General features: G+C 56.1%; 19 protein-coding genes. 10 read left to right on the top strand and 9 right to left on the bottom strand.

The genetic code is table 11. The annotated features are described in order from the left end of the window. Positions 1–14: 14 nt before the first annotated feature. Both yacL and acnB read right to left on the bottom strand, forming a co-directional pair. A complete protein-coding gene (gene yacL, locus ACOTXT_RS01060) occupies positions 15–377 on the bottom strand; it encodes a protein YacL (RefSeq protein ID WP_008501954.1) in 363 nt (120 codons plus the stop codon). 207 nt (positions 378–584) lie between these two features. Continuing rightward, on the bottom strand, positions 585–3,182 hold the full coding sequence (gene acnB / locus ACOTXT_RS01055) for a bifunctional aconitate hydratase 2/2-methylisocitrate dehydratase (RefSeq protein WP_032675958.1): 2,598 nt from the start codon (positions 3,180–3,182) through the stop codon (positions 585–587). Between the two features lie 398 nt (positions 3,183–3,580). On the opposite strand from acnB, the gene ACOTXT_RS01050 reads away from it, so the two are divergent. Both ACOTXT_RS01050 and ACOTXT_RS01045 read left to right on the top strand, forming a co-directional pair. Further along, a complete protein-coding gene (locus ACOTXT_RS01050; RefSeq protein ID WP_333164737.1) occupies positions 3,581–5,134 on the top strand; it encodes a DUF3300 domain-containing protein in 1,554 nt (517 codons plus the stop codon). 10 nt (positions 5,135–5,144) lie between these two features. Continuing rightward, complete coding sequence (locus ACOTXT_RS01045; protein ID WP_333164734.1) at positions 5,145–5,936, top strand: DUF2950 family protein; 792 nt, start codon at positions 5,145–5,147, stop codon at positions 5,934–5,936. Between the two features lie 52 nt (positions 5,937–5,988). Here ACOTXT_RS01045 and lpdA read toward each other — a convergent pair whose 3' ends face one another. The 4 genes from lpdA to pdhR all read right to left on the bottom strand — a co-directional run bounded on the left by lpdA (position 5,989) and on the right by pdhR (position 13,050). After that, the gene (gene lpdA, locus ACOTXT_RS01040) at positions 5,989–7,413 is read right to left on the bottom strand and encodes a dihydrolipoyl dehydrogenase (protein WP_003856313.1); all 1,425 of its coding nucleotides are present in this window, start codon (positions 7,411–7,413) and stop codon (positions 5,989–5,991) included. A gap of 175 nt (positions 7,414–7,588) precedes the next feature. Next, positions 7,589–9,484, bottom strand: coding sequence for a pyruvate dehydrogenase complex dihydrolipoyllysine-residue acetyltransferase (aceF, locus tag ACOTXT_RS01035; RefSeq protein ID WP_025912180.1), 1,896 nt, complete (start codon positions 9,482–9,484; stop codon positions 7,589–7,591). Positions 9,485–9,498: 14 nt separating this feature from the next. After that, a complete protein-coding gene (aceE, locus tag ACOTXT_RS01030; RefSeq protein ID WP_008501959.1) occupies positions 9,499–12,162 on the bottom strand; it encodes a pyruvate dehydrogenase (acetyl-transferring), homodimeric type in 2,664 nt (887 codons plus the stop codon). A gap of 123 nt (positions 12,163–12,285) precedes the next feature. Continuing rightward, on the bottom strand, positions 12,286–13,050 hold the full coding sequence (pdhR, locus tag ACOTXT_RS01025) for a pyruvate dehydrogenase complex transcriptional repressor PdhR (RefSeq protein WP_008501960.1): 765 nt from the start codon (positions 13,048–13,050) through the stop codon (positions 12,286–12,288). 263 nt (positions 13,051–13,313) lie between these two features. On the opposite strand from pdhR, the gene ACOTXT_RS01020 reads away from it, so the two are divergent. The 4 genes from ACOTXT_RS01020 (at position 13,314) to ACOTXT_RS01005 (ending at position 17,479) form a co-directional block, all read left to right on the top strand. Next, the gene (locus tag ACOTXT_RS01020) at positions 13,314–13,541 is read left to right on the top strand and encodes a hypothetical protein (protein ID WP_021240510.1); all 228 of its coding nucleotides are present in this window, start codon (positions 13,314–13,316) and stop codon (positions 13,539–13,541) included. 46 nt (positions 13,542–13,587) lie between these two features. Next, complete coding sequence (gene aroP / locus ACOTXT_RS01015) at positions 13,588–14,958, top strand: aromatic amino acid transporter AroP (protein ID WP_055321619.1); 1,371 nt, start codon at positions 13,588–13,590, stop codon at positions 14,956–14,958. Positions 14,959–15,120: 162 nt separating this feature from the next. Beyond that, a complete protein-coding gene (locus ACOTXT_RS01010) occupies positions 15,121–16,518 on the top strand; it encodes a glycoside-pentoside-hexuronide (GPH):cation symporter (RefSeq protein WP_021240511.1) in 1,398 nt (465 codons plus the stop codon). A gap of 10 nt (positions 16,519–16,528) precedes the next feature. Beyond that, positions 16,529–17,479, top strand: coding sequence for a family 43 glycosylhydrolase (locus tag ACOTXT_RS01005; protein ID WP_055321620.1), 951 nt, complete (start codon positions 16,529–16,531; stop codon positions 17,477–17,479). 18 nt (positions 17,480–17,497) lie between these two features. Here ACOTXT_RS01005 and ampE read toward each other — a convergent pair whose 3' ends face one another. Both ampE and ampD read right to left on the bottom strand, forming a co-directional pair. Then, the gene (gene ampE / locus ACOTXT_RS01000) at positions 17,498–18,352 is read right to left on the bottom strand and encodes a beta-lactamase regulator AmpE (protein WP_008501964.1); all 855 of its coding nucleotides are present in this window, start codon (positions 18,350–18,352) and stop codon (positions 17,498–17,500) included. A 9-nt stretch (positions 18,353–18,361) separates the two neighbouring features. Next, positions 18,362–18,913 carry a 1,6-anhydro-N-acetylmuramyl-L-alanine amidase AmpD gene (gene ampD, locus ACOTXT_RS00995; RefSeq protein ID WP_421625276.1) on the bottom strand — a complete coding sequence of 184 codons (552 nt, stop codon included), beginning with the start codon at positions 18,911–18,913 and terminating at the stop codon, positions 18,362–18,364. A gap of 87 nt (positions 18,914–19,000) precedes the next feature. On the opposite strand from ampD, the gene nadC reads away from it, so the two are divergent. From nadC to hofC, 4 genes are all read left to right on the top strand, one after another. Beyond that, on the top strand, positions 19,001–19,894 hold the full coding sequence (nadC, locus tag ACOTXT_RS00990) for a carboxylating nicotinate-nucleotide diphosphorylase (protein WP_021240514.1): 894 nt from the start codon (positions 19,001–19,003) through the stop codon (positions 19,892–19,894). A gap of 174 nt (positions 19,895–20,068) precedes the next feature. Further along, complete coding sequence (gene ppdD / locus ACOTXT_RS00985) at positions 20,069–20,506, top strand: prepilin peptidase-dependent pilin (RefSeq protein WP_008501967.1); 438 nt, start codon at positions 20,069–20,071, stop codon at positions 20,504–20,506. Between the two features lie 10 nt (positions 20,507–20,516). Continuing rightward, positions 20,517–21,899, top strand: coding sequence for a type II secretion system protein GspE (gspE, locus tag ACOTXT_RS00980; RefSeq protein ID WP_023326701.1), 1,383 nt, complete (start codon positions 20,517–20,519; stop codon positions 21,897–21,899). After that, positions 21,889–23,073 (top strand): protein transport protein HofC, encoded by a 1,185-nt coding sequence (gene hofC / locus ACOTXT_RS00975; protein WP_055321622.1) that lies wholly within the window; start codon positions 21,889–21,891, stop codon positions 23,071–23,073. The genes gspE and hofC overlap by 11 nt, the downstream gene beginning before the upstream one ends. 41 nt (positions 23,074–23,114) lie before the next feature. On the opposite strand, the gene ACOTXT_RS00970 is transcribed toward hofC, so the two are convergent. After that, positions 23,115–24,158, bottom strand: coding sequence for a GMP reductase (locus ACOTXT_RS00970; protein WP_023293282.1), 1,044 nt, complete (start codon positions 24,156–24,158; stop codon positions 23,115–23,117). Positions 24,159–24,359: the final 201 nt, after the last annotated feature.

Genomic DNA, 24,359 nt, shown 5'->3' with positions numbered 1-24,359 from the left:
GATGCTTCGGGAAATTACCGCTGTTTCATGAACTCGCGGTAGGCATTCACCACCTGAAGGAAGTCTTCTACGCCGCACAGCGACAGGCTTTCTTCGTCATAGTAGCTCATCCCCTCTTCCATCTCGTCGCCTGAAAACTCGAGCTGGTTGGCACGCACCATGACCTCTTCACCGTCCATCCACAGCGTGTATTCGTGCCCGGCGCGTTGCCAGGAGCGCTCACTGCCTTTCACCGTCTTTGCCGCCTGTTCAACCTCATCAAGAAGGGAGAGATTTTCTTTCACCTCTTCGTTAAACCAGTGTCCAACGGCTTCGTGGCCCATCGACATACGCACTTTCACCACTCCGGTGATGTCGCGCAGAAATTCGTAATCCATAGTGTTTTCCTCTGCAAAGCCATTAAGGTAATTATCGCAGCAGCGAGGAAGAAAAAAAGCGTGGGAGGTGGGAGGAATGAAAATAAAAAACCCACCGTAGTTGCGATGGGTTTTGTAGGCCCGGTTAGCGTAGCGCCACCGGGCAATGGGTCAGGTGCGGTCTGGTGCCCTCACCCCCAGCCCCTCTCCCACGGGAGAGGGTAGCATTTATACTGCCGTCTGGAAGATAACCCCGTCGGCCTTCTCGGTGTACTGAGAGAGCTGGTCGAAGTTCAGATAGCGATAGGTATCCACCGCTGTCTTATCCACCTGAGCCACAAAGGTCTGGTACTCTTCCGGCGTTGGCAGTTTGCCAATCAGCGCCGCAACCGCCGCCAGCTCCGCAGAGGCCAGGAAGACGTTCGCACCGGTACCTAAACGGTTCGGGAAGTTACGGGTCGAGGTGGAGACCACCGTCGCGCCGTCGGCGACGCGCGCCTGGTTGCCCATACACAGGGAACAGCCAGGAATTTCAATACGCGCCCCGCTCTTACCAAACACGCTGTAGTAGCCCTCTTCGGTCAGCTGAGCCGCGTCCATACGGGTTGGCGGCGCCACCCACAGACGGGTTGGCAGCTGGCCTTTGTGGGTATCCAGCAGCTTACCGGCCGCGCGGAAGTGACCGATGTTGGTCATGCACGAACCAATGAACACTTCGTCGATCTTCTCGCCCTGGACCTCAGACAGCGGACGCGCGTCGTCCGGATCGTTCGGTGCACACAGGATTGGCTCTTTGATATCCGCCAGATCGATGTCGATCACCGCCGCGTACTCTGCGTCAGCATCGGCTTCCAGCAGCTGCGGATCGGCCAGCCATTTTTCCATGCCCTGGATACGACGCTCCAGCGTACGACGGTCGCCGTAGCCTTCTGCAATCATCCACTTCAGCAGCACGATGTTAGAGTTCAGATACTCAATAATCGGCTCTTTGTTCAGCTTGATGGTACAGCCCGCAGCCGAACGCTCGGCGGAGGCATCGGTCAGCTCGAACGCCTGCTCAACCTTCAGATCCGGCAGACCTTCAATTTCCAGAATGCGACCAGAGAAGATGTTTTTCTTCCCTTTCTTCTCAACGGTCAGCAGACCCTGTTTAATCGCATACAGCGGGATCGCGTGAACCAGGTCGCGCAGGGTAATACCCGGCTGCATTTTACCTTTGAAGCGCACCAGCACCGATTCCGGCATATCCAGCGGCATCACGCCGGTCGCGGCAGCAAACGCCACCAGACCGGAGCCCGCCGGGAAGGAGATACCGATTGGGAAACGGGTATGGGAGTCACCGCCGGTACCCACGGTATCCGGCAGCAGCATGCGGTTCAGCCAGGAGTGGATGACGCCATCGCCCGGGCGCAGGGAGACACCGCCACGGTTCATAATGAAGTCAGGCAGCGTGTGGTGCGTGGTCACGTCAACCGGCTTCGGATACGCTGCAGTGTGGCAGAAGGACTGCATCACCAGATCGGAAGAGAAGCCCAGGCACGCCAGGTCTTTCAGTTCGTCACGGGTCATTGGGCCAGTGGTGTCCTGAGAGCCTACGGAGGTCATCTTCGGCTCGCAGTAGGCGCCAGGACGGATACCGGCGACGCCGCAGGCGCGACCCACCATTTTCTGTGCCAGCGAGAAGCCGCGGTTGCTTTCCGCTACGTCTTTCGCATGACGGAACACGTCTGAGTGCGGCAGGCCCAGCGCTTCACGCGCTTTGGTGGTCAGGCCGCGGCCGATGATCAGCGGAATACGGCCACCGGCGCGCACTTCGTCAATCAGCACGTCGGTTTTCAGCTCGAAGCTTGCCAGCAGCTCATTGGTGTCGTGGTTACGGACTTCGCCTTTGTACGGGTAAACGTCAATCACGTCGCCCATGTTCAGGTTAGAGACATCCACTTCAATTGGCAGTGCGCCCGCATCTTCCATGGTATTGAAGAAGATTGGGGCAATCTTACCGCCCAGGCACAGGCCGCCGCCGCGCTTGTTCGGCACATGCGGAATGTCGTCACCCATAAACCAGAGGACGGAGTTGGTGGCGGACTTACGGGAAGAGCCGGTACCCACAACGTCACCCACGTAAGCCAGCGGGAAACCTTTTTTCTGCAACGCTTCGATCTGTTTGATCGGGCCGACAACGCCCGGCTGATCCGGCTCAATGCCTTCACGGGCGTTTTTCAGCATCGCCAGGGCGTGCAGCGGGATATCCGGGCGAGACCACGCGTCCGGTGCCGGAGAGAGGTCATCGGTGTTGGTTTCACCGGTCACTTTGAAAACAGTAACGGTAATTTTTTCAGCCAGCGCTGGACGATTCAGGAACCATTCGGCATCGGCCCAGGACTGCATCACCTGCTTCGCATAGACGTTGCCAGCTTTGGCTTTTTCTTCCACATCGTAGAAGTTATCGAACATCAGCAGCGTAGACGAGAGCGCTTTAGCGGCAATCGGTGCCAGCTTGTCGTTATCCAGCGCGTCGATCAGCGGATGAATGTTGTAACCACCCTGCATGGTGCCGAGCAGTTCAATGGCTTTTTCAGGAGTAACCAGTGGGGAGGTGGCTTCGCCTTTGGCGATAGCAGCAAGGAATCCGGCTTTTACGTAGGCAGCTTCATCTACGCCAGGCGGTACGCGGTTGATCAGCAGATCTAACAGGAATTCTTCTTCGCCCTTAGGCGGGTTCTTCAGCAGCTCGACGAGCGCGGCCATTTGGGTTGCATCTAAAGGTTTGGGTACAATTCCCTCGGCGGCACGTTCTGCTACGTGCTTACGGTATTCTTCTAGCACGACGGTTCTCCTCGCTCTCATTGTCATATGCGGCGGGCGTTCTCTTCACGCTCCTGTGAGACAGCAGTTTGTAGGGTAAATGCCCGATACCGCGTCGGGCAGCATAGCAGGATTTCTGCACAGTGTTAATCCGTTTACAAAAAAGCAACATTAAAAAGTTTGCTGAATCGTTAAGCATGGTGTAGCGGGGATTTAGGGCATCATTTTGCGGTTCTTCTGCACCGTGACGCTTCAGTTTTTTCTTCATCAGATATAATTGTGTAATAAATACTCACACTCTTTATCCGGACGTACCGGACGCTTCCCAATAAAAGTCAAAACAGTAAAAGACGGGTGAATAATACTCACGCCAACCGTAACGCCTCACGGCACAGCGCTGGTCTCGTTGGAGTCATTTTATGAAGTTGCCCTTTAAGCCACATCTGCTCATCCTTCTGTGCAGTGCCGGGCTGCTTGCCGCCTCAGGCGTCTTGTTTGTCAAAAGTCGTGCAACGGAACCCGTTGCGCCAGCCCCCGTCGCTCAACAACCGGCGGCACCTGCCGTAGCCCAGCCCGCCCCTGTGGTCGCGCCGACCTACACTGCCGCGCAAATCGATCAGTGGGTTGCCCCCATTGCGCTCTACCCTGACGCCCTGCTTTCACAAATTCTGATGGCCTCGACTTACCCGGCCAACGTGATTCAGGCGGCTCAGTGGTCAAAAGACAACCCTAAAATGGAAGGGGACGCCGCCATTCAGGCCGTTGCCAGCCAGCCCTGGGATCCGAGCGTAAAATCGCTGGTCGCGTTTCCTCAGCTTATGTCGCTGATGGGTGAAAACCCGCCGTGGGTACAAAATCTGGGGGATGCGTTTCTCGCGCAGCCGAAAGACGTGATGGATTCCGTTCAACGCCTGCGCGCGCTGGCACAGAAGACCGGTGCTTTACAATCTACGCCTCAGCAGACGGTCACCACCGTGACAAAGCCAGCACCAGCGAAAACCCGCGCCACCGAGGCAACAACAACAACCGCGTCTGCGCCCGCCCCAACGGTGATCAAAATTGAATCTGCCGATCCGCAGGTCGTTTATGTTCCCACCTATAACCCCAATACGGTTTACGGGACCTGGCCCAACACCGCCTATCCACCCACCTATCTCCCGCCCACGCCCGGAGAGCAGTTTGGCAACAGCTTCGTCAACGGCTTAGGCTTCAGCCTGGGCGTTGCCACAACCTATGCCATTTTCAGCAATATCGACTGGGATGACGACGATGACTGGGACCACCACCATGACGGTGACTGGGATAATCACGGCGGCTACAACCGCAACGGTGATAACAACATCAATATCAACGTTGAGAACTTCAATAAAATCAGCGGACAGCGTCTGACGGACGCCAACCGTACCTGGCAGCATAACCCGGCCTACCGGGAGGGTGTGCCCTATCCGACTAACCAGCTCAACACCCGTTTCCACTCCACCAGCACAGTCACCGGGCTAAGCTCAACGCAGCAAAAACCGGTTAACCGGGATAGCCAGCGTCAGGCGGCCCTGAGCCAGATGGAGAAATCCACGGGGAAAACCTTCCCGCAAACGGCACGTCCCGACACGAAAGATGAGCAGCGTCAGGCCTCAAGTGAACAGCTGAAGCAAATTTCGCAGCGCAACAACTACCGTGGCTACGACACCAAACCGCAGACGGCGAAGCGGACCACCACGCAGCAGCGAGAAAATCGTCAGGCTGTAACCCAAAGACAGGAGAAACGCGTTTCACAGCCCGCGCAGCAACGCGCTCTGCAGCAGCGAAACGGTCAGCCCCGGGCCAATGCGCTGAGCGGCAACGACAGCCGTTCCGCGAACTGGCAGGCGCAGCAGCAGCGCGGTGCGCAAAGCAGGCAGCTTGCGGCTCGCCAGCAGCAGCCCCGTCAGGTATCTGGTGGACGCGCTGAACGCCGTGAATTGAGACATCGCTAAGGGAACCGACATGAAAAGTAAACTACTCAGTGGAATGGTGTTGTTCATGCTTTCGGCCTCGGTGATGGCGCAGCAGTCCTTTAGCACGCCCGACCAGGCGACCGATGCGCTGGCCAGCGCCATTAGTGAGCATAATGAGCGCGCGATGAGCAATCTGCTTGGAGAAAACTGGCGCGATTTTCTCCCCCCCGAAGGCGTTGATCCGGATGCCGTCGATCGTTTCCTGCGCGACTGGAAAGTTCGTCATAACACCGTTGTCGAAGGAGATACGGCGCATCTTGTTGTTGGAGACAACGACTGGCAGCTTCCCATTCCGGTGATCAAAACCACCGCCGGCTGGCAATTCGATATCAAAGAAGGGGCTGAAGAGATCCTGACCCGTGAAATCGGGCGTAACGAACTTGCCGCCATTGAAGCCCTGCATGCCTATGTTGATGCGCAGCAAAGCTACTTTGCGATGAACCAGAAATACGCGCAGAAGATTGTCAGCTCGGAAGGGAAGAAAGACGGTTTGTACTGGCCCGTCTCACCCGGCGAAACGCCCAGTCCGCTCGGGCCGGCATTTAGCCCGAAAGAGCCGGGTACCGGCTATCACGGCTATCGCTTCCGGATCCTGCCGGATAATAACGGTTTTGCGATGGTGGCGTGGCCGGTCAGCCACGGTCAAACGGGCGTGATGAGCTTTGTGATAAATCAGGACGACAAGGTGTATCAGTCCGATCTCGGCAAGGATTCTGAGCAGAAAGCCCGGGCGTTAACCGCCTATAACCCGGATAAAACCTGGCAACCCGTGGCTCCCTGAACGCAGCGCATAAAAAAAGCGGCCTCAGGCCGCTTTTTTTCATCTGAAGAACTTATTTCTTCTTCGCTTTCGCGTTTGGCAGGTCGGTGATGCTGCCTTCAAACACTTCTGCCGCCAGGCCCACGGACTCGTGCAGAGTTGGGTGAGCGTGGATGGTCAGCGCGATGTCTTCCGCGTCGCAGCCCATTTCGATAGCCAGACCGATTTCACCCAGCAGCTCGCCGCCGTTGGTACCGACAATCGCACCACCGATTACGCGGTGAGTCTCTTTGTCGAAGATCAGTTTGGTCATACCGTCTGCGCAGTCGGACGCGATAGCACGGCCAGAAGCAGCCCACGGGAAGGTGGCGGTTTCGTAGCTGATGCCTTTCTCTTTCGCTTCTTTCTCAGTCAGACCCACCCATGCCACTTCTGGCTCGGTGTACGCGATAGATGGGATCACTTTCGGATCGAAGTAGTGCTTCATGCCGGCGATAACTTCAGCGGCAACGTGACCTTCGTGAACACCTTTGTGCGCCAGCATTGGCTGACCGACGATATCGCCGATAGCAAAGATGTGCGGCACGTTGGTGCGCAGCTGTTTGTCAACGCGGATGAAGCCACGGTCGTCCACTTCCACGCCAGCTTTGCCCGCGTCGAGGTTCTTACCGTTCGGCACACGGCCGATCGCCACCAGCACGGCGTCGTAACGCTGTGGTTCGGATGGGGCTTTTTTGCCTTCCATGGAAACGTAAATACCGTCTTCTTTCGCTTCAACGGCAGTCACTTTGGTTTCCAGCATCAGGTTGAATTTCTTGCTGATGCGCTTGGTGAAGACTTTAACGATGTCTTTGTCAGCAGCCGGGATAACCTGGTCGAACATTTCAACCACGTCGATCTCTGAACCCAGCGCGTGGTACACGGTACCCATTTCCAGACCGATGATACCGCCGCCCATCACCAGCAGACGCTTAGGAACGGTTTTCAGCTCCAGCGCATCGGTGGAATCCCACACGCGTGGATCTTCATGTGGAATGAATGGCAGTTCGATTGGGCGAGAGCCTGCCGCGATGATCGCGTTGTCGAAGTTGATCACGGTTTTGCCGTTTTCGCCTTCCACTTCCAGGGTGTTCGCACCGGTGAATTTACCCAGACCGTTTACCACCTTCACTTTACGGCCTTTGGCCATACCCGCCAGACCGCCGGTCAGCTGAGTGATAACTTTCTCTTTCCAGGTACGAATTTTGTCGATGTCGGTTTTCGGCTCGCCGAAGACGATACCGTGTTCAGCCAGCGCTTTGGCTTCTTCGATAACTTTCGCTACGTGCAGCAGCGCTTTAGAAGGGATACAGCCGACGTTCAGACAAACACCGCCGAGGGTGCTGTAACGTTCTACGATGACGGTTTCCAGACCTAAATCCGCTGCGCGAAATGCTGCGGAGTAACCTGCCGGGCCTGCCCCAAGTACTACGACCTGAGTTTTGATTTCTGTGCTCATCATGACCTCTTAGTTTATACCCGTCGTCCACCGGGTCGTTCTATCCGCCCGCAGTTTACAAAATTGTTAACAATTTTGAAACAACAAACGGCTCACGAATTGTCGCTTTCGCCAATAACCTCACAAACGCCATGAGATTATCAGAAAAAAGCCGGCCGACTGGCCGGCTTTTCGATTACATCACCAGGCGGCGAATGTCGCTCAGCATGTTGTTGATGATGGTGATGAAACGCGCACCATCAGCACCGTCGATCACGCGGTGGTCGAAGGACAGAGAGATTGGCATCATCAGACGCGGCACGAACTCTTTGCCATTCCACACCGGCTCCATCGCGGACTTGGACACACCGAGGATAGCCACTTCCGGCGCGTTCACAATCGGCGCGAAGTGGGTGGTACCCAGGCCGCCGATGCTGGAGATGGTGAAGCAGCCGCCCTGCATTTCGCCGGCAGTCAGCTTACCATCACGCGCTTTCTTGGAGATGGTGGTCAGTTCACGGGACAGCTCAGTGATGCTCTTCTTGTTCACGTCTTTGAAGACCGGAACAACCAGACCATTTGGCGTATCAACCGCAACACCGATGTTGATGTATTTCTTCAGCGTCAGCTTCTGGCCGTCTTCGGACAGGGAGCTGTTGAAGCGTGGCATCTGTTCCAGAGCCGCAGCAACCGCCTTCATGATGAAGACCACTGGGGTGAATTTCACGTCCAGTTTACGCTTCTCAGCTTCGGCGTTCTGCTGTTTACGGAACGCTTCCAGATCGGTGATATCGGTCTTATCGAAGTGCGTAACGTGCGGGATCATCACCCAGTTACGGCTCAGGTTCGCACCAGAGATTTTCTGGATACGGCCCAGCTCCACTTCTTCGATTTCGCCGAACTTGCTGAAGTCCACTTTCGGCCATGGCAGCATGCCCGGAATACCGCCGCCAGCGGCTGCAGCTGGTGCAGCTTCGGCGCGTTTCACCGCGTCTTTCACGTAGGTCTGAACGTCTTCGCGCAGGATACGACCTTTACGGCCAGTCCCTTTCACTTTCGCCAGGTTCACGCCGAATTCGCGCGCCAGGCGACGAATCAGCGGGGTCGCGTGGACGTAAGCGTCGTTTTCAGCGAACTCAGATTTGCTTTCCGCTTTTGCAGCAGGTGCCGCTGGTTTAGCAGCCTGAGCCGGAGCAGCAGCCGGTGCTGGAGCAGCCGCGGCAGCCGGAGCTGCGGCAGGCGCAGCGCCTTCCACTTCGAAGACCATGATCAGAGAGCCGGTAGACACTTTGTCGCCGGTGCTGATTTTGATCTCTTTAACGGTACCCGCGAACGGCGCAGGCACTTCCATGGAAGCCTTGTCGCCTTCAACGGTGATCAGTGACTGTTCAGCGGCAACTTTGTCGCCCACTTTTACCATCACTTCGGTGACTTCAACTTCGTCACCGCCGATGTCCGGTACGTTAACGTCTTTCGCGCCGCCAGCAGCAGCTGGTGCAGCGGCCGGAGCCGGAGCAGCGGCCTGTGCAGGCGCGGCAGCAGGTGCAGCACCTGCCACTTCGAAGATCATGATCAGAGAGCCGGTAGACACTTTGTCGCCGGTGTTAATCTTGATCTCTTTAACGGTACCTGCGAACGGCGCTGGCACTTCCATAGAGGCTTTATCGCCTTCTACGGTGATCAGTGACTGCTCGGCCGCAACGGTATCGCCCACTTTCACCAGGATCTCAGTGACTTCAACTTCGTCACCGCCGATGTCCGGCACGTTCACTTCTTTCGCGCTCGCGGCAGCTGCTGGAGCAGCGGCGGCCGGAGCGGCTTTCTTCTCTTCCTGCGCAGGTGCAGCAGCTGCTGCACCGTCGGCGGAATCGAAAATCATGATCAGTTTGCCAGTCTCGGTTTTATCGCCAACAGAGACTTTGATCTCTTTAACGATGCCAGCCTGAGGAGACGGGACTTCCATAGAGGCTTTGTCGCCTTCTACGGTGATCAGCGACTGTTCAGCTTCAACTTTGTCGCCTACTTTGACCAGGATCTCGGTGATTTCAACTTCATCAGCCCCGATGTCCGGTACATTGATTTCGATAGCCATTATTCTTTTACCTCTTACGCCAGACGCGGGTTAACTTTTTCTGCATCGATGTTGAATTTGGTAATTGCGTCTGCAACCACTTTCTTATCGATTTCGCCACGTTTAGCCAGTTCGCCCAGTGCTGCTACAACCACGTAAGAAGCATCAACTTCGAAGTGGTGACGCAGGTTTTCGCGGCTGTCAGAACGACCGAAGCCGTCAGTACCCAGAACGCGATAATCATCAGCTGGAACGTAAGTACGAACCTGCTCAGCGAACAGTTTCATATAGTCAGTAGACGCCACCGCTGGCGCGTCGTTCATCACCTGAGCGATGTACGGTACGCGTGGGGTTTCCAGTGGGTGCAGCATGTTCCAGCGCTCACAATCCTGGCCATCACGCGCCAGTTCAGTGAAGGAGGTCACAGAGTACACGTCGGAACCGACACCGTAGTCTTTCGCCAGGATCTGCGCTGCTTCACGAACGTGACGCAGGATAGAACCGGAGCCCAGCAGCTGAACTTTACCTTTGCTACCTTCGATGGTTTCGAGTTTGTAGATACCTTTACGGATACCTTCCTCGGCACCTGCTGGCATTGCCGGCATGTGGTAGTTTTCGTTCAGGGTGGTGATGTAGTAGTAAATGTTCTCCTGCGCTTCACCGTACATGCGCTGCAGACCGTCATGCATGATGACTGCCACTTCATACGCGTAAGACGGGTCGTAAGAGATACAGTTAGGGATAGTCAGAGACTGAATGTGGCTGTGACCATCTTCGTGCTGCAGACCTTCACCGTTCAGGGTCGTACGACCGGAAGTACCACCGATCAGGAAGCCGCGAGCCTGCTGGTCGCCTGCCTGCCAGCACAGGTCACCGATACGCTGGAACCCGAACATGGAGTAGTAAATGTAGAACGGGATCATCGGCAGGTTGTTGGTGCTGTAAGAGGTCGCAGCGGCCAGCCAGGATGCGCCTGCGCCCAGCTCGTTGATACCTTCCTGCAGGATCTGACCTTTCTCGTCTTCTTTGTAGTATGCAACCTGCTCACGGTCCTGCGGGGTGTACTGCTGGCCGTTCGGGCTGTAGATACCGATCTGACGGAACAGACCTTCCATACCGAAAGTACGCGCTTCGTCGGCGATGATTGGCACGAGGCGATCTTTGATCGACTTGTTTTTCAGCATCACGTTCAGGGCACGAACGAAAGCGATAGTGGTAGAGATCTCTTTGTTCTGCTCTTCCAGCAGCTGAGAGAAGTCTTCCAGCGCTGGCAGTTCCAGCTTCTCGGTGAAGTTAGGCTGACGAGCTGGCAGGTAGCCTTTCAGCGCCTGACGACGTTCGTGCAGGTACTTGTGCTCTTCGGAGCCTTCCGGGAAGGTGATGTAAGACAGGTTTTCGACCTGCTCATCGGTCACTGGAACGTTGAAACGGTCGCGGATATAGCGCACGCCGTCCATGTTCATTTTCTTAACCTGGTGAGCGATGTTTTTACCTTCTGCGGTATCACCCATGCCGTAACCTTTGATGGTGTGGGCCAGGATTACAGTCGCTTTACCTTTGGTTTCACGCGCTTTTTTCAGTGCAGCGTAGATTTTCTTCGGATCGTGACCACCGCGGTTCAGGGCCCAGATCTGCTCATCAGTCCAGTCTGCAACCAGGGCTGCGGTTTCTGGATATTTGCCGAAGAAGTGCTCACGCACGTAGGCACCGTCTTTGGATTTGAAGGTCTGGTAGTCACCGTCAACGGTTTCGTTCATCAGCTGGATCAGTTTACCGCTGGTGTCTTTACGCAGCAGTTCGTCCCAACGGGAACCCCACATGACTTTGATCACGTTCCAGCCAGCACCTGCGAAGATGCCTTCCAGTTCGTTGATGATCTTGCCGTTACCGGTTACCGGACCATCCAGACGCTGCAGGTTACAGTTGATGATGAAGCACAGGTTGTCCAACTTCTCACGGGTCGCGATGGTGATCGCGCCTTTAGATTCTGGCTCATCCATTTCGCCGTCGCCCAGGAAGGCGTATACGGTCTGCTCAGAGGTGTCTTTCAGACCACGATGTTCCAGATACTTCAGGAATTTCGCCTGGTAGATCGCACCGATTGGGCCCAGACCCATGGATACGGTCGGGAACTGCCAGAATTCAGGCATCAGTTTAGGGTGCGGGTAAGAAGACAGACCTTTACCGTGAACTTCCTGACGGAAGTTGTTCATCTGCTCTTCAGTCAGACGACCTTCCAGGAATGCACGTGCATAGATGCCCGGAGAGATGTGGCCCTGGAAGTACACCAGATCGCCGCCGTCTTTCTCGTTCGCTGCACGGAAGAAGTGGTTGAAGCACACTTCGTAAACGGTCGCAGAAGACTGGAAGGACGCCATGTGGCCACCCAGTTCCAGGTCTTTCTTGGATGCGCGCAGAACGGTCATGATGGCGTTCCAGCGGATTGCAGAACGGATACGACGTTCCAGATCCAGATTGCCCGGGTATTCCGGTTCGTCTTCAACGGCAATCGTGTTTACGTAGTTGCTAGCCCCTGCACCTGAAGCAACCTTCACGCCGCCTTTGCGGGCTTCAGAAAGCAGCTGATCAATCAGATACTGAGCGCGCTCAACACCTTCTTCACGGATGACCGATTCGATCGCCTGTAGCCAGTCGCGAGTTTCGATCGGATCCACGTCATTTTGGAGACGTTCTGACATGGGGGTATTCCTTATCTATCTAATACGTTGATTTGTCTGGAACCTGTCCCATTGTGCTCTTGGGCAAGAACACAATAAGACAGGTTCTGCGTTTAGTTGCCGCGCTCTAAAAGTACCTGGCGCTTAATCCTTTCGTTGCTGTATGCGGCGTAATGAACGTTCGCGACGCGATTGTTCACGGCTGCGGTCCAGCAAGATTTCCTCAATGAAAGCCAGATGGCGGTGCGACGCTTCGCGCGCCTGCTCCGGTTCCCCGGCCATTATCGCCTCGAATACTCGGGTGCGATGGTTGCTTACCAGTGGGAGCATGTCCCGACGGGCATACAACAATTCAAAATTTTGACGAACGTTCTGGGCCAGCATCGGCTCCATGCAGCGTAGCAGATGGAGGAGCACCACGTTGTGGGCCGCTTCGGTGACGGCAATTTGATACTGGACGACGGCGCTGGACTCGGCGTCTAAATCGCCGGACTGCTGTGCCCGTTCAATGGCCTGATGCAGCTCGCGGATACGCACGCGATCTTCATCAGTGCTGCGAAGGGCGGCGTAATAGGCCGCAATACCTTCCAGCGCGTGACGGGTCTCAAGCAGGTCAAACTGGGATTCTGGGTGGTCAGAGAGAAGTTCTACCAGCGGATCGCTGAAGCTCTGCCACAGGCTGTTTTGCACAAAGGTTCCGCCGCCCTGGCGACGAAGCAGCAAGCCCTTTGCTTCGAGACGTTGAATCGCCTCACGCAGAGAGGGACGTGAAACGTCGAACTGTTTTGCCAGTTCGCGTTCTGGCGGAAGTTTCTCACCCGGGCGCAGAGTCCCTTCGAGGATTAAAAACTCCAGCTGCTGCTCAATCACATCAGATAGTTTTGGTTGGCGAATTTTGCTGTAGGCCATATTCCCTGTCTTACGCCTTTTTGCCCGGAGTCAATTGGTCTTACCAATTTCTATTTCGTATCGCTAAAGTAACAAAGTATTCACCTTCTGTCCATATTGGTTTTGATTGAAATCAGTAAACCCTGCACATTTTAACAACCTTACAGAAATAACGTTTCAGAAATGTAACTTTGCACAAATGAGTTGATTACCCCCAAAGAGGGAGTTTTAACCATAATGAAACGAGGGTTTTTGCAATCTGAAGCGATTCAACAAGGCAAATAATGAAAATTCGCCCACTTAAGGCGCATTTCTATTCTATAGGTTGGGTGAGGAACAACGAGCGGGCCGATTTACAAATGCTTTCTTTTTATTCAAGTCGTCATCACCCCTTCATAAAGCAGGTGCATTCGCAGGCACTTACCACTATTCTGGCGCTTACGGAAGTCATCTCCGCTTTTTTCGGTCTCGTTAACCGTAAAGAAATAAATACAGAATATGGATTTTCATAATTACACACGCTCAGCGTGAACATAACAACCACACACGAGGTTTCAAATGGAAGCTCAACAGCACGGCGATCAGCTAAAGCGCGGGCTTAAAAACCGCCATATTCAGCTCATCGCACTGGGCGGTGCGATTGGTACCGGCCTGTTTCTGGGCAGCGCATCCGTTATCCAGTCTGCCGGTCCGGGCATTATTTTGGGTTACGCGATTGCGGGTTTCATTGCTTTTCTGATCATGCGCCAGCTGGGCGAAATGGTAGTAGAAGAGCCGGTCGCAGGCTCCTTCAGCCACTTTGCCTATAAGTACTGGGGCAGCTTTGCCGGTTTCGCCTCGGGCTGGAACTACTGGGTGCTGTACGTTCTGGTTGCCATGGCCGAACTGACCGCCGTCGGGAAATACATTCAGTTCTGGTATCCCGAAATCCCAACCTGGGCTTCTGCTGCAGCCTTCTTCGTCATTATCAACGCCATTAACCTGACCAACGTTAAAGTGTTCGGGGAGATGGAGTTCTGGTTTGCCATCATCAAGGTCATTGCCGTGGTGGCGATGATTATCTTCGGCGGCTGGCTGCTGTTCAGCGGCAACGGCGGCCCGCAGGCCACGGTGCGCAACCTCTGGGAACAGGGTGGCTTCCTGCCTCACGGCATGACCGGCCTGGTGATGATGATGGCGATCATTATGTTCTCCTTCGGCGGCCTGGAACTGGTGGGCATCACCGCTGCTGAAGCCGACAACCCGGAGCAGAGCATCCCGAAAGCCACAAATCAGGTTATCTACCGCATCCTGATCTTCTATGTGGGCTCACTGGCGGTGCTGCTCTCCCTGCTGCCGTGGACGCGCGTGACTGCTGACACCAGCCCGTTTGTGCTGATCTTCCACGAGCTGGGCGATACCTTTGTCGCCAACGCGCTGAACATCGTGGTGCTGACCGCAGCGCTCTCCGTTTACAACAGCTGCGTATACTGCAACAGCCGCATGCTGTTCGGCCTCGCCCAACAGGGTAACGCGCCGAAGATGCTGCTTAACGTTGATAAACGTGGCGTGCCGGTGAATACCATCATTGTTTCCGCCATCGTGACCGCCCTGTGCGTGCTCATTAACTACATGGCACCGGAATCGGCGTTTGGCCTGCTGATGGCGCTGGTGGTCTCTGCGCTGGTCATCAACTGGGCGATGATCAGCCTGGCGCACATGAAGTTCCGCCGCGCGAAGCAGCAGCAGGGCGTCACCACGCGCTTCCCTGCCCTGCTCTATCCGCTGGGTAACTGGATCTGCCTGCTGTTCATGGCGGCCGTGCTGGTGATCATGCTGCTCACCCCAGGTATGGCGATTTCCGTCTACCTGATCCCGGTCTGGATTGCAGTACTCGGCGTTGGCTATCTCTTCAGTCAGAAAAGCCGTAATGCCATGAAGGCGCACTAAGCCTCTCCGCGGTACCTGTTTTTACAGGTGCCGCGCGTTGTTACCTCCCTCACACTTTCACGCCCACAGCGCATTTATCCATATCACCGCCCTGATACTGCAACGCATATATCCCTTCGCCAGCAAATAATTCTCTCCATACCGTAACCCGGAGAGCAGTCTATGGATAACGCAAAGCTGTCAGTAAAAGAAAAGATCGGCTATGGGATGGGCGACGCCGGATGTAACATCATCTTCGGCGCCATCATGCTGTTTGTTAACTATTTTTATACGGATATTTTTGGACTGGCCCCTGCGCTGGTCGGCGTGCTGCTGCTGTCCGTCCGCGTGATTGACGCCGTAACGGACCCGATCATGGGCGCGATTGCCGACCGCACCCGCAGCAAATATGGCCGGTTTCGTCCATGGCTGCTGTGGATCGCTTTCCCCTACGCGCTGTTCAGCATCCTGATGTTCACCACGCCAGAGTGGAGCTATAACAGCAAAGTTATCTATGCCTTTGTCACCTACTTCCTGCTGTCGCTCACCTACACCGCCATCAACATCCCCTACTGCTCGCTGGGCGGGGTGATCACTAACGATCCTAAAGAGCGCGTTGCCTGCCAGTCGTATCGCTTCGTGCTGGTCGGCATCGCCACGCTGCTGCTCTCATTAACGCTGCTGCCCATGGCAGATTGGTTTGGCGGGGACAACAAAGCCAAAGGCTACCAGATGGCCATGACCGTGCTGGCGCTGATTGGCACCTGCATGTTCCTGTTCTGCTTCGCCACCGTGCGCGAGCGCGTGCGCCCGGCAGTCCAGACCAATGACCAGTTGAAAAACGACCTGAAAGACGTGTGGAAGAACGACCAGTGGGTGCGCATTCTGCTCCTGACGCTCTGCAACGTCTGCCCGGGTTTTATCCGCATGGCGGCCACCATGTATTACGTCACCTGGGTGATGGGCCAGAGCACTCACTTCGCCACGCTGTTTATCAGCCTGGGCGTTGTCGGCATGATGCTCGGCAGCGTGCTGGCAAAAGTGCTGACCGACCGCTGGTGCAAGCTGAAGGTCTTCTTCTGGACCAACATCGTGCTGGCGATTTTCTCCTGCGCCTTTTATTTCTTCGACCCGAAAGCGACCGTCACCATAGTAGTGCTCTACGTCCTGCTGAACATCCTGCACCAGATCCCGTCTCCGCTGCACTGGTCGCTGATGGCCGACGTGGACGACTACGGCGAGTGGAAAACCGGGAAACGCATCACCGGCATCAGCTTCTCGGGCAACATCTTCTTCCTCAAGCTGGGGCTGGCGATTGCCGGGGCGATGGTCGGTTTTCTGCTCTCCTGGTACGGCTACGACGCGGGGGCGAAAGCGCAAAGCGCAGACGCCATCAACGGGATTGTGCTGCTGTTTACCGTTATCCCGGGGGTGGGTTATTTGATTACCGCGGGCGTGGTGCGCCTGCTGAAGGTGGATCGTGAAACCATGAAGCAGATCCAGCTCGATCTGGAAAAACGCCGCAACAACTACCACGAGCTGAACGATTATCAGGAACTGAAAGCCGCTGAGACTAAATAAGGAAAGCCGAATGCAAACCTGGCCAAACCCGTTTATTGAACAACGCGCCGACCCGTATATCCTGCGCCACGATGGGCAATATTACTTTATCGCCTCCGTGCCGCAGTACGACAGGCTGGCGATCCGCCTCGCGGACTCGCTGGAAGGCTTACGTCATGCCGCAGAGGTGGTGGTCTGGCGTAAACCCGACGCCGGCCCAATGAGCCAGCTGATATGGGCGCCGGAACTGCACCACATTGACGGAAAGTGGTACATCTATTTTGCCGCGACGCACACCCAGGCGCTCGACGCGCTCGGGATGTTCCAGCACCGCATGTTTGCCATTGAATGTACCGACGACGATCCGCTCACTGGCAGGTGGGTAGAAAAAGGCCAGATCGAAACCCCGTTCGACACCTTCGCCCTGGACGCCACCACCTTTGTGCATCAGGGAAAACGCTGGTATCTGTGGGCGCAAAAAGCGCCGGACATCTCCGGGAACTCCAACCTTTATCTGTGTGAAATGGCGAACCCGTGGACGCTGAAAGGCGAGCCTGTGATGCTCAGCAAGCCGGAGTATGACTGGGAGTGTCGCGGGTTTTGGGTCAACGAAGGCCCGGCGGTGCTGTTCCATGGCAACAAACTGTTTATCAGCTATTCCGCCAGCGCCACCGACGAGAACTACTGCATGGGGCTGCTGTGGATAGACCTGAATGCCGATCCGCAAAACCCATTGAACTGGCACAAATCCCCGCGCCCCGTATTCGCCACCAGCTACGAAAATCGCCAGTACGGCCCGGGACACAACAGCTTTACGCAAACGCCGGAAGGGGAAGATGTGCTGGTGTATCACGCGCGGAACTACACCGAAATTGAGGGCGATCCGCTGTACGATCCAAACCGCCATACCCGCCTGAAGCGCGTCCGCTGGAATGAAAACGGGATGCCTGATTTCGGCATCCCGCCTGCGGACACGCTTTAATCGTTACGGCGCGCTGGCTTACACCAGCGTGCCGTAGATCGTCAGCAGCGCCACGATAACCACGACCACAAACGACGTTTTCTTCGCCATGGAGACAGCGGCTTTCGGCGTTTCAATCTTGTCGGTATGCGGCTCGCGCGCCAGCGAGAACTGCGCCAGACGCGTTAACACCTGATACTGCGACGTATGGCGGTCGGCAAGCGAGGCGAACCACGCGGGCAGCGCTTTTTCACCGTGGCCAATTAACGCGTACACCACGCCCACCAGACGCACCGGAAGCCAGTCAACCACGTGCAGGATGGCATCAATGCCGGACAGCAAACGCTCGTGCGGCGTCAGATAGCGGGCAAGCCAGGTCTGCCAGGCGCGCAGAAACGCATACCCCATCAGCAAGACCGGTCCCCATGGACCGCCCACCACAAACCAGAACAGCGGCGCCAGGTAGTAACGGAAGTTAATCCACAGCAGCGCGTTCTGCAGTTCGCGCAGGAACTCGCGCTCGTCGCAGTCCGGCGGCACGCCGTGGATCATCGTCAGCTCGCTCGCCATGGCATTGCGCGCATGGGCATCGTCACGGGAGGCGGCTTTCAGGTACGCGTGATAGTGCAAACGCACCTTGCCCGCACCAATGCACAGCACGCCGAGCAGGATCCACACCACCAACAGCGGCACGTTGAAAAAGAGTCCATACAGCGCGCGCAGCAGCAGGAACGTAATCACCATCACGCCCGCCATCATCAGCAGCGTGCGCAGCATGGAAAAGTGCTTAATACGGCGGAATAACACCTCCAGCCGGTGATCCAGATGCCAGTGCTCACCGAGCTTGAACAGGCGTTCAGCGATGATAACCAGCAGCATGGTAAACAACGTCATGGTATCTCCTTATTCTGACGACGCGGTGAGCATGGCGCGGAACCGCGGCCAGTCAAATGCCGGGCCGGGATCGGTTTTTCTCGCCGGAGCGATATCGCTGTGCCCGGTAATATTGTCGGCGATGGCCGGGTAAAGTCCGATAAGCGTGCGGGTCACAGCCGCTAGCTGTTGATACTGTGAATCGGTGTAGGGCGTGGTATCCGTGCCTTCCAGTTCGATCCCGATAGAAAAATCGTTGCACCGTTCGCGCCCGTGATACATCGACACCCCGGCATGCCAGGCGCGCTTATCAAAGGGAACATACTGAACCACTTCACCATCGCGACGAATCAGGCAATGAGCCGACACGCGCAGAAGCGCAATCTCAGCAAAGAAAGGATGGGCATCGGGATCTATCGTTCCCGTGAATAACGCATCGATCCACGGGCCGCCGAATTCCCCCGGCGGGAGACTAATATAATGAACCACCAGCAGTGTGGGCTTTTCATCCTCCGGGCGGCAGTCGTGGTGCGGCGAAGGCACATGCCGCGCATCCACCAGCCATCCGTTTTCTAACAACATGCTGGAACTCCTTATGTATGGTGCTGTTACTCGGTTCAGAGTAGCATGTTTCAATATTTTGATTCGTTACCAATTTGGAGTTTTATCATGCCGCCTCGCCGCTACAACCCCGACCACCGACGTGAAGCGCTTCTGGAACGTATTAATATGGATATTCCGGCAAGCGTTGCCCATGCTTTGAAAGAAGATCTGGGCGGTGACGTCAATGCCGATAAAGATATTACCGCACAATTGTTGCCGAAAGAGACGCGCTCCCACGCGGTCATTATCACCCGCGAAGAAGGTGTTTTTTGCGGCAAGCGCTGGGTTGAAGAGGTCTTTACCCAGCTGGCGGGCGATGATGTGCAGGTCACATGGCACGTGGAGGACGGCGATAGCGTCACGCCAAATCAGCCGCTGTTCGAGCTGGACGGCCCTTCCCGCGTCTTGCTGACCGGCGAACGTACCGCGCTCAATTTTGTACAAACGCTCTCTGGCGTCGCCAGCGAAGTGCGTCGTTACGTTGACCTGCTGGCCGGCACCCGAACCCAGCTGCTGGATACCCGCAAAACGCTGCCGGGCCTGCGCACGGCGCTGAAGTACGCGGTGCTCTGCGGCGGCGGCGCAAACCATCGTCTGGGCCTGTCCGACGCTTTCCTGATTAAAGAGAACCACATTATTGCATCGGGTTCCGTACGTCAGGCGGTGGAGAAGGCCTTCTGGCTGCATCCGGATGTGCCGGTTGAAGTAGAAGTGGAAAACCTGGACGAGCTGGAGCAGGCGATTAAGGCCGGGGCCGATATCATCATGCTCGATAACTTCGAAACCGAGCAGATGCGTGAGGCGGTAAAACTGACCAATGGCCGGGCCCAGCTCGAAGTCTCCGGAAACGTCACCTTCGAAACGATCCGTGAATTCGCCGAAACCGGCGTGGATTACATCTCAGTCGGCGCGCTGACCAAGCACGTTCGCGCTCTCGACCTCTCGATGCGTTTTAAATAGTGATTCCTCCCCTCTCCGCCTGGAGAGGGGAATTTCAGCCCCGCTCGCAAATCCGCTGTTCTTTCCTGCAACACCGCATTAATTCTCTGAACGCGCTTTCTCGTTCCCTTTTTTGCCCCTCGTTTCTGCCCTTTTGCGCTGACAGAGTAGCGCCACTTAACGTAAGGAGCAGATATGAACAGACAACACGGATTCACTCTTATTGAGCTGATGGTGGTCATCGGCATTATTGCGATTCTGAGCGCCATCGGCATACCTGCCTATCAGAACTACCTGCGCAAAGCGGCGCTGACCGATATGCTGCAAACCTTCGTTCCCTACCGCACCGCCATTGAACTTTGCGCGCTGGATCACGGTGGTGTGGAGAGCTGCGATGCCAACAGCAACGGCATCCCTTCCCCCACCACGACACGCTACGTTTCCGGAATGAGCGTAGCGAAAGGGATCGTGACCTTAACAGGACAGGAAAGTCTTAACGGGCTGGAAGTGGTCATGACGCCGCAGTGGAACAACGGCAACGGGATGACGGGCTGGACGCGCGTCTGCAACATCAGTGCTGATAGCGCTCTGAAGCAGGCCTGCGAAGACGTTTTCCGCTTCAGCAATAACTGAGGAGCGGAGAATGAATACCGATCAACTCGTGGCGCTTTGTCTTCGCCATCACGCACTGCTGCTATCCAGCGACAGTGAGAGGATCAACATTGCCGTCGTGGGAAAGCCCGCGACCGAACTCATGGAGGCGCTGCGTTTCGCGACCCAGAAACGGATTGATATTGAGTGCTGGAGCGCGGAGCGCATGGAAAAACACCGGCAGCTCACGTCACAATCGCATCTGCCCGGCGTTTCGCAAACACACTCTACGGTAGATGTCCTTAACCACACGCTGCAGCAGGCAATCAACCAGCGCGCCTCTGATATTCATATCGAACCGATGGAGCACGCGTGCCAGATTCGTTTACGTATCGACGGCGTACTTTGTCCGCAGCCTCCGCTTGCCGCTGAACTGGCTAACCTGTTAAGCGCACGTTTAAAAGTGCTGGGTAACCTGGATATTGCAGAACGCCGGCTGCCTCAGGACGGCCAGTTTACGATTGAACTGGCCAATGAGCCGGTCTCGTTTCGGATCGCGACGCTTCCCTGCAGCGGCGGCGAAAAAATTGTGCTGCGCCTCCTGCATCAGGTTCCGCAGGCCCTTGAGCCGAAAGCGCTTGGCATGAATGCTGAACAGTTGGCCTGTTTTAATGCGGTTCTCCACCAGCCGCAGGGGCTGATTCTGGTCACCGGCCCTACCGGCAGCGGCAAAACCGTGACGCTGTACAGCGCGCTGCAGTCGCGTAACACCCCTGACGTCAACATCTGCAGCGTGGAAGATCCTATTGAGATCCCCCTTGCCGGATTAAACCAGACGCAGATTAATCCCCGGGCGGGTTTAACCTTCCAGAACGTGCTGCGCGCACTGCTACGTCAGGATCCCGACATCATTATGGTCGGCGAAATCCGTGACGGAGAAACGGCCGGGATTGCCATTAATGCTGCCCAGACCGGGCATCTGGTGCTGTCGACCCTGCACACCAACTCGACGACGGAAACGCTGATTCGCCTGGAGCAGATGGGCGTCGCGCGCTGGATGATTTCTTCCGCGCTGACGATGGTGATTGCCCAGCGACTGGTCCGGCGTTTGTGCCCACATTGTCGCCGGGAAACCCGCGATCAGGCTCAACTACCTCGCTCAGTATGGCCCAGGCCGCTTCCACGCTGGCAGCCCACCGGCTGCGATCGCTGTTATCACGGCTTTTATGGCCGCGTGGCCATTTTTGAAGTACTCGCCATCGACAATGCCCTGCGGCAGGCCATTGCCAGCGGGGCGGGAACTGACGTCATAGAGGCGAGCGCCCGGCAGGCGGGGATGGTTTCTCTTTTTGAACACGGCTGCAGGGCCGTCGAACAAGGGCTAACCACGATTGAAGAGTTGCTGCGCGTCCTGGGAATGCCCAATGGCGGCTAATCAGCTCTGGCGCTGGCGTGCGCTCACCAAAGATGGAGAACCCCGAAGCGGGACACTCTGGGCCACAGACCGCAATGCGGCCTTCACCCGGCTGATGCGTAACGACCTCCATCCTTTGACGCTGACCCGATGCGCACAGCGACACCGCTGGCGGCCGCACCACTGCGACGAGATGTTTCATCAGCTCGCCTCGCTGCTGCAGGCTGGGCTGACGCTGTCCCACAGCCTGCAAATGCTGGCAGAGCAACATCCGTTAAAACCGTGGCAGGCGCTGCTGCAAAGCATTGCCGATGAGCTCAGTGAAGGATGCCCGTTTTCTGAGTCGCTAAAAAAGTGGCCAGCCGTTTTTAGCCCGCTGCATGTCTCGATGGTGAAAACCGGAGAGCTGACCGGGAAGCTGGAGGTGTGCTGTCGTCAGCTCGCGCAGCAACAAAAAGCGCAGCAGCAGCTCAGTGCGAAAGTGAAAAAGGCGCTGCGCTACCCGGCGATCGTCCTGACGCTGGCTGTGCTCGTCGTGCTGGCGATGGTCACTCTGGTCCTGCCCGAATTTGCCGCGATCTACAAAACGTTTAATACCCCGCTTCCCGTGCTGACACAGATGGTTATGGGGATGGCCGCCTTTATGCAGTCATATGCCCTTGCGTTGTTCACCCTGCTATTAGCCCCCTTAGCCGTCGCCTGGGCTCTGCGGCAGAATCCTCGCTGGCAGTGCATCCTGCTGCATACGCCCGTGATGGGCGCACTGGCAAAAGGTCAAAAGCTGGGACACGTCTTTACCGTGCTGTCACTCACGCAACAGGCGGGTATCCCCTTTTTACAGGGCCTGGAGAGTGCCGAGGAGACCGTTGAAAGTCAGTACTGGCAGGGAATACTGCGCGGCGTGCGGGAGGACATTGAAAAAGGCCTTCCCGTCTGGTCATCCTTTCAAAGAGCGGCAATCTTTACCCCGCTCTGTGTTCAGCTTTTACGAACCGGTGAAATGTCAGGTGCGCTGGATATCATGCTGGCAAACCTTGCCCGCCATCATACGGAACAGACCTTTCAACGTGCAGAGAATCTGGCGGCGCTTCTGGAGCCAGTGCTTCTGATAGTGACGGGGGTCATTATCGGTACGCTGGTGGTGGCAATGTACCTGCCGATATTCCACCTGGGAGATGCAATGAGCGCGGGATAGTACAACAGGGCTGGCGCACGGGCATGCGCCAGCGATAGCCATTACAGGCTGTTGAATACGCGGTTTTCTTGTTCCTGAACGCGAATAAACGTCGTACGCTTTGTCAGCTCTTTCAGGCGGGAGGCGCCAACGTAGGTGCAGGCAGAGCGCAGGCCGCCGAGGATATCGCGTGCGGTGTTTTCAACCGGACCGCGCAGAGGCAGCTTGACGGTTTTACCTTCTGCCGCACGGTATTTTGCCACGCCGCCGACGTGACGGGTCATCGCAGACTCAGAGCTCATACCGTAGAACAGCATAAATTTCTCGCCGTTCTCTTCTACTACGGTACCGCCACTCTCTTCATGGCCTGCCAGCATGCCGCCGAGCATCACGAAGTCCGCGCCGCCGCCGAAGGCCTTTGCAACATCACCCGGCATGGTGCAACCACCGTCGCTGATGATCTGGCCGCCCAGACCGTGCGCCGCATCGGCACATTCAATGACGGCAGAGAGCTGCGGATAACCGACGCCGGTTTTGACGCGCGTGGTGCATACGGAGCCCGGACCGATGCCCACTTTCACGATATCGGCACCGGAGAGGATCAGCTCTTCACACATTTCACCGGTCACCACGTTGCCCGCGATGATGGTTTTCGTCGGCCAGGCCTCACGCGCCTTGCTGACGAACTGTACGAAGTGCTCGGAGTAACCGTTCGCCACATCAATACAAACGAAGTTCAGCGCCGGGTTAGCCTTCAGGATCTGTTTGGTCTTCTCGAAATCCGCATCGGAGGTGCCGGTGGAGACCATCACGTGCTTCACCACATCAGCAGAGGCGGACGCCACAAACGCATCCCACTCTTCAGGGCTGTAATGTTTGTGCACGGCGGTGAGGATGTCGAACTGTGCCAGCGCGGTTGCCATCTCAAAGGTTCCCACAGTATCCATGTTGGCAGCGATGATCGGCACGCCAGACCAGGTCTGACCGGAATGCTTAAAGGTGAATTGACGTTCGAGTTCAACGTCTGAGCGACTTTTCAGTGTAGAGCGTTTAGGGCGGATAAGAACGTCTTTGAAACCTAACTTCAGATCTTCTTCGATACGCATGTGCGGATTCCTGGGGTTAGAGGCAAATATGTTAAAAGCACAACTCCAGTGACGCTATCATACGCACTAATACCTGCTCCGCAAGACTGCGAAATTCTCTTTTTTTACGCTACAATCCTATAAATTTACCTGGTAAAAAGCCGGTAAACAGGGCTAAACAGTTGCTGGCGCACCTGAGAGTTTTAATCAACTGATTTTAAT

This window comes from Enterobacter cloacae complex sp. IR5422, from assembly GCF_049238165.1.
Taxonomy (GTDB): domain Bacteria; phylum Pseudomonadota; class Gammaproteobacteria; order Enterobacterales; family Enterobacteriaceae; genus Enterobacter; species Enterobacter roggenkampii.
Note: the sequence above shows the minus strand (reverse complement) of the source record. Positions and strands in the feature narration are given on the sequence as shown.